The sequence below is a fragment of the Secundilactobacillus collinoides DSM 20515 = JCM 1123 genome, from assembly GCF_001435975.1.
Taxonomy (GTDB): Bacteria; Bacillota; Bacilli; order Lactobacillales; family Lactobacillaceae; genus Secundilactobacillus; species Secundilactobacillus collinoides.
In genome coordinates this window covers 1-6,565 of record NZ_AYYR01000012.1, presented here as the reverse complement: position 1 = coordinate 6,565, position 6,565 = coordinate 1, and the positions used below count along the sequence as shown (strand labels likewise).

The window sequence follows — 6,565 nt, the reverse complement described above, 5'->3', positions numbered from 1 at the left end:
CTTCCTGAAGATTATTCCATGTTCCCATGGGCCTCACCTCGCAAGGGAAAAGACAGCCACCGCCCTTAAAACTTCCTGCGTAATCCATTATACAAGTGAATTAAGTGTTGACCAAGCACAATAAAAATTAAGTCATGGGGTTTCATAGGATCCTAAATTTGATCAAATTAAGCTCAGCAAAACATCTTTTGTAGATACCCTTTTTTAAGTTCTTGGAGTTTTTCAAGCTTACGCTGATGAAGGGTGATAGTGTTGTCGAGTTGTTTGAAGAATGAACCAATTTGTTTTTGCTCATCAATATTAGGAATAGAAACAATTTTACTTTCCATATCTCCCTTGGTTACATGAATCATTGTTGAACCATTTGTACTGGATAACAATCTTGCTTTATCCGCTTCTAAAAGTTGCAATGTAAAATTCCTATCAAGAAATTTAGAAAGCTCGACTTTCCAGATGTGATAATGGTAAATAACTTTTTCGCCGCTCCAAATATGTGGGCCAAATGTCGCTGACCAAGTATAAACTAGATCACCTTTATCAACATAATATTTATCACCAAGCTCCATATTAGAGTAGTACCAAGAATCATTGGTATAAAAATTGCCGACGCGAAGCACTTTATATTTACCTGAATCCAGTAATTCATCTTGCTTATATGCTCGTCCGTTTAGAAATGTTGCAACTTCACCCAACTTACGTTGTTCCCAAGCGTCAGCAAACCCTGCAAATCTTAATTGCGGGAACTTGCTACCATTTTTAGGGAACAGTTTCTGCAAATAGCCCTGTTTAAGTTCCTTAAGCTTAGTTAACTTACGCTGGTTGACTGCGATGAGGTTGTCAAGGTAGGCGAAGAAAGTACCAATTTTACGCTGCTCATCATCATTGGGAACGCGTAACACAAAATCCCGAACTAAATTAAGACCTAAGAATTTTTGTGTTCCACCCGCATTTTCGCGCTTAACATATCTATCGAACACCGGCGATTTTAATAGCTGGAGCAAATAACAATTTGATATTTTGCCCCCACCCTTAATCAAGGCAACGTTCTTAATCGCAAAGGAGTCGGATTCAACCAAAACAGGATGCCCAATAGTGCCAATCATTCCAAAAAGAATATCACCGACATCTACCTTTGAACGTTTATTGAACGCGGCAAAATCTTCATCTGATATGTACGAAACGTCAGATAAATCCAATCCCTGGTCTGACAAGTTCTTAGATGTAACAAAAGGGTGTCCATTCACGACATACTTTGGTGAATCATGTGTTCCATCTCGGACGTCGTTAAGCTCCCCCAGCTTACGCTGTTCCCAAGGATCAGTGAAGCCTTTAAATCTTAATTGCGGATATTTAGCTTGGTTATCTTTCATTGTGAGCCTCCGGTTTTGACTGATCATTAACCTGGGTGGTCACTAACTGGCTAGCTAATTCATTAAAGGCTTGTTCATTCTGACTGATTTCCTCGTCCAGTTGCTTCAGATCAGCTTTAACTTGGTCCAGATCAATCTCGGGTTCCGGTTCAAATGTATCAACGTAGCGCGGAATATTTAAGTTGTAGTCATTCTCCTTGATTTCCGCCGGTGAGGCCACATGAGCATATTTATCGACATCTTGCCGGTTTTGATAAGTGGTCACAATTTTTTGAATATTGGCTGCCGTTAGCTTATTTTGATTCTTGTCCTTTTCAAACTCCCGTGACGCATCAATAAACAAGACGTTATCAGTGGTTTTATGTTTCTTTAAAATCATGATCAACGTTGGAATACTGGTGGAATGAAAAATATTAGCGGGTAGCCCAATAATGGCATCAATCCGGTTATCCAGCAGAAGCTTTTGGCGAATTTTGCCTTCCTTAGCCCCCCGAAATAGCACGCCATGGGGTAAGACGATGCCCATAGTTCCATGCTCCTGCAGATGATAAAAGCCGTGTAGCAGAAAGGCAAAGTCGGCTTTAGATTTAGGCGGTAAGACGCCATAGTCGCGGAAGCGGGGATCAGACAAGCGTTTGTCACTGTTATCCCAGTGCGCCGAGTAGGGCGGGTTCATAACGACCGCATCAAATAAGTAAGGTTCGTCAACCGGCCAATCTTTACTTAACGTGTCGCCATTGCGTAAATGCATATCGTCATACGAGACCCCATGTAACATTAAATTCATTCGGGCCAGGTTAAAGGTCGTGGTGTTCAGTTCTTGGCCGTGATAACTCACTAAACCAGGTTCTTGCACGTGTTGTCCGACATTTAACAGCAGCGAACCAGAACCAACTGCTGGATCATAGATAGTCCGCACTTGGTGGTCACCCGCATTATGCTGATAAGTCACGATCTGAGCAATAATGTCGGACACCTGCCACGGGGTATAAAATTCACCCGCTTTTTTACCGGAATCACTGGCAAATTGCGCGATTAAGTATTCATAGGCGTCACCTAGGACGTCGCCTTGATGATGGATAAGATCAATCGCATTTAAAGCTAACATAGTATCACTAATAGTTTGGTTCCGTTGTTGTAAAGAACTGCCTAATTTATTACTACTTAAATCCACATCGGCAAACAAGCCCGAAAAGTCTTGCGCTGAAGATAGATTTTGTGTCGACTGTTCCAGATCATGAAGTGCTTGAGATAAATCGTCTAACGCAAAAGTATGGGCTTGAATCTTGCCAATCAGGGTGGTGTACAACGCTTGTGGTTGAATTAAATAGCCGAGCGTGTTTTGCAAATACTCCACTAAACTGGGCTGCACCGAGACGCCTTCCAATTCAAACTGAGGATCCATATACTGAGCATATTTCCGGGTGACATTTTCGGTTTCGCCTGCCCAATCACTAAAGGTTGTCAAGGTTTTCTCAGATAGGAACCGATAAAAAATTAACCCTAATAAATAGTTTTTATATTCGGAGGCGTCCATTTTCCCGCGTAAGACATCGGCCGCATTCCATAGGGCGCTTTCAAGTTGACTAGCTTGAGTTGTTTTTTCTGACATTGTTTAACCTCACTTATTTTTGTAGATAGATTGCTAAATCGTGTTCAATAAACTGCCGCCAAGCGGCCTGGGATTTAATCCGGTATAGTGGCAAAATAGCTGGAATCTTCGGCCCAGTGGCAGTTTGAGCTTGTAAGGCCGCTGTTAAATTCGCTGACTGCGTTAATTCTTGTTCATGGTGCCATTCATCAGTCCCCACGGTGTGTTCACGCGCCACCCGCAATAGGGCTGTTTGATCTAAGCCCCACGTGTGGGCGAATACCGACGTTTTTTTGACCAATTGTCTCTGGGCATAATCAGCCACCAACTCCCGAGCATTCAACGCTACTGGCGCTTGATTTTGGTCACTCTGTTGCTGAAACTGTTGCATTTGTTGCTCAATATAAGGCATGGCTTCGCGAATTAACTGGGCCTGTTGCGGTTGTGTTTCCGCTAATTTATTCAAACTAGTCTGTACTTTGGCACTATTTTGCAGATAATCCGTCATATGCGCTTGGGCTTGATCAGGCGTCGAGTACCGTTGCTGTTCATCAATCCAATCTTGAATTAATTGCGTCAAATAATCATAATCCACCAAGACGACTGAACCAACGGCTAAGGAAAAGTCTAAAGCGACCAACTCTTCGGGGACTTTCTCAGGCTCTTGGTTAGTAACCGCCGCTTTAATCCGCAGATATTTACCCGTATAGGATTCTACTTCGGGCTGAGCAATACCAAAAGTCTTTTCGCTGTTCTCCCAAGTGAAATCGTTGTACATGGATAAGGAATTCAATTGTTGATTCACTTGGCGAAAGGCTTTCACAAACTGTACCTTAGCAGTGGTTCCTTTCAGGTCATCGGCCGCCGTCGGCGTCGGGGCAATGGTTTTTAAATCGACCACGGCCTTTTGAAATTTTAAGACAGCCTGCTGATACGTGGGACGAATGATGACATTAAACGAGCCTTCGCCACTATATAACTTGTAAGCTTCACGTTCATTAGCTTCCATGATTGCCGGCACCCGAAAGGTCACAATTTGGCCTTCTTGTTTTAATTCCCGGTTTTGGAGCCGGTTGGTGCGTGAGTAGGCTTGAATAAGTTCTTGATAGGCTAAGGTGCGGTCAACAAAGAGCGTGTTTAGCCGAGGGGCATCAAAGCCTGTTAATAAACGGCGTACGACAATCACTAAATTTATTTCTTGATCCGTTTGTAAATGAGCAAAGACAGCCTCACGCCGGGCGGCCCGTTTCGCGACATCTTCGTTGTAGAGATTCAAATCAGTTAAATCAAAATTAGTGTGATACTGCTGATTATAATCTTTTAAAATGGTGGCCATTTGGTCATGTTTGTGCGCACTCTGATCTTCGTTTTCACTTAATGAATAAGTAATCGCAATCCGGGGCCAATCAGGATCTAGCTGATTGTGAGTAGTCTTTTTAGCGGCTTTAAAGGCTTGATAATAGCGTTGCGCCATTTCAATGGAACTGGTGGTCAAAATAGCATTGTAGTTGCCATGACCCAAACTCGTTTTACGCGGGCCTTTTTGTAAAATATATTGAACAACTTGTTGGATATGTTCATCAGTCTCAAAGTCAGCCGGAGTTAAATACGTTTCTTCCAAGTCCTTGACTGACATCGCTTGAATCTTGGCTTGAATTTTTGCTTCATCAGCTGTACTCAGCAGGCGGCCTTGCTTATCGCGACGTGCTTTGACGCGCTGGGTTTCTTTCTCGAGGGCCCGGGTTATTAACGTATCTTTGCCAATTGTTGTTACATGTTCGACGTTAAACGGTAACACGGCTTGGTCCTCTAAGGCATCTCGCAAGTTATAAACGTGACAGACTTTACCAAATAGCTCCTCAGTCGTGACCGCTAGATCACCCTTGAGCTGTTTCTTATTTTCATTAAAGATGGGGGTGCCGGTGTAACCATACCAGTTACTATTGATAAACGCTGCTCGAATTTCCTTTTGCATCTTACCAAACTGCGACCGGTGGGCTTCGTCAACAAAGAAGATCACCCGTTGCTTTAAAGTCTTACTAAAGCGGGATTGCTTACCGGTTGCCAGCTGGGCTTGCGTTTTTTTGACCGCCCGATGGAGCTTTTGAATCGAGGTGACCAAGACCTTACCGTCATTTTGTTGCAATTTACGCATTAAATCACCGGTGTTTTGGGCTTCGTTAATGGCAATATCGTCATTGGCAGCATAGGCACTAAAGTTGCTGGTTGTCTGTTCGTCTAAATCCCGCCGGTCAACTAAGAAGATGACCTTATCGACACCGGGATCTTGCGCAGCTAATTTAGCGGTCTTATATGAGGTGAGTGTTTTACCAGAACCCGTGGTATGCCAAACAAAGCCATCTTGATGGTCATGAATCCGGTGCATCACGGCTTCAATCGCATAAATCTGATAAGGCCGTAAGAGAATTAAGCTCTGACGTTCTTGGTCGATGACCGTATATTCACTGACCATTTTGTGGGCCATGGGAATATTAAGGACTTGGCGCGTAAACGCTAAGCCGTTTTCCACGGGGTGATTATCCCGCGTCCGCCAATTAAACAAAAAAGCTTTATTGAAATGATCCGGTTCGGCATTCGCAAAATACGCCGTACTATCCGGCGTCATAATCACAAACATTTGCAACAGCGAGTAAATTCCCGTATATTTACCTTCCTGCGCGTATTTTTCAATTTGATTAAAAGCCTGGTTAAGTTCGACCGTGGCTTTTTTTAGTTCCAATTGAATTAAGGGTAACCCATTAATTAATAAGGTTACGTCAAAACGGCGATCAGGGTCGACGTCTTGAGTACCAGCTAGCCGTGGTCGTACCGCTTGCCGTACCACTTCATAACTAGATTTACCACCAGCGACGTCCGCTTTCCAAAACAACTCAAGCGTCACCGTGCCCAGCTTAGCATCATCACGTTCAACTTCAACTTTGCCAATGCCATTTTCGGCGGCTAGTAACTTAGCTGCTTCGTAAGGTGTCCGGACCTCAATCGCCCGTTTAACCTGATTAAATTCGGTATCAGTTAAAGGGTGTCCCTGCAATTTAGCATAGTTATTGTTATTTAATTTATCGCGAAAATTAGCCCATAATTGATCCGGCGTCGCACCATACAGGTCTTTTCGTTCCACCCATTGATTGCTTCCAGTCGTTAAGGTTTTAACAACTTCTTTTTCAAACGACAGTTCCAACATAAAAACAGTCCTTCCCCCGCTTTTAAATTACTCACTAGTTTATTATACGCGAACCAATTGGCGTTTAGGCTTCATAATTTAATATAGCCAGGATACAATAAAGCTAAAACAGAGAAACAGCTAAAAATATAAGAAACTAATATTGGACTACCTATTAAATTCGAAAGAGCTGTTTCAATAAAGTTATTATGATCCTCATAACACAAATTCAAAAATACATTTTGTGATATTCTTGTTAATATAGGATTAGTATGACTGGCGTTAAAGTGAGCATTGTGAAGTAAAGTGAGTTAAAACATGGACAGATGCCTCACAACGTTAGGTAGTCGAACGATCCTTAGTTGGTTAGAGAATTGTCGGCGACTTTGGAAAAATTGTGAGCGTCAATTAACCACCAGTCTG

Annotated in this window: 3 protein-coding genes; all 3 read right to left on the bottom strand. The window is 42.8% G+C overall.

Annotated elements, in window-relative coordinates; genetic code table 11:
• Window positions 1–173: 173 nt before the first annotated feature.
• Genes FC82_RS02475 through FC82_RS02465 form a run of 3 tightly spaced genes read right to left on the bottom strand, consistent with a single transcriptional unit; the run spans window position 174 to window position 6,163 of the window.
• Window positions 174–1,370, bottom strand: a complete 1,197-nt coding sequence (locus FC82_RS02475; RefSeq protein ID WP_056996118.1) for a restriction endonuclease subunit S — start codon at window positions 1,368–1,370, stop codon at window positions 174–176.
• Window positions 1,360–2,982, bottom strand: a complete 1,623-nt coding sequence (locus FC82_RS02470) for a type I restriction-modification system subunit M (RefSeq protein WP_056996117.1) — start codon at window positions 2,980–2,982, stop codon at window positions 1,360–1,362. Before FC82_RS02470 ends, FC82_RS02475 begins: the two co-directional genes overlap by 11 nt.
• A 13-nt stretch (window positions 2,983–2,995) precedes the next feature.
• Entirely contained in the window at window positions 2,996–6,163 is a 3,168-nt protein-coding gene (locus tag FC82_RS02465) for a type I restriction endonuclease subunit R (RefSeq protein ID WP_056996116.1), read from the bottom strand.
• Window positions 6,164–6,565: the final 402 nt, after the last annotated feature.

What these genes read in the sequence shown, in the direction of transcription:
- FC82_RS02475 (WP_056996118.1), bottom strand. Translation starts at nt 1,370, where the DNA reads ATGAAAGATAACCAAGCTAAATATCCGCAATTAAGATTTAAAGGCTTC.
- FC82_RS02470 (WP_056996117.1), bottom strand. Translation starts at nt 2,982, where the DNA reads ATGTCAGAAAAAACAACTCAAGCTAGTCAACTTGAAAGCGCCCTATGG.
- FC82_RS02465 (WP_056996116.1), bottom strand. Translation starts at nt 6,163, where the DNA reads ATGTTGGAACTGTCGTTTGAAAAAGAAGTTGTTAAAACCTTAACGACT.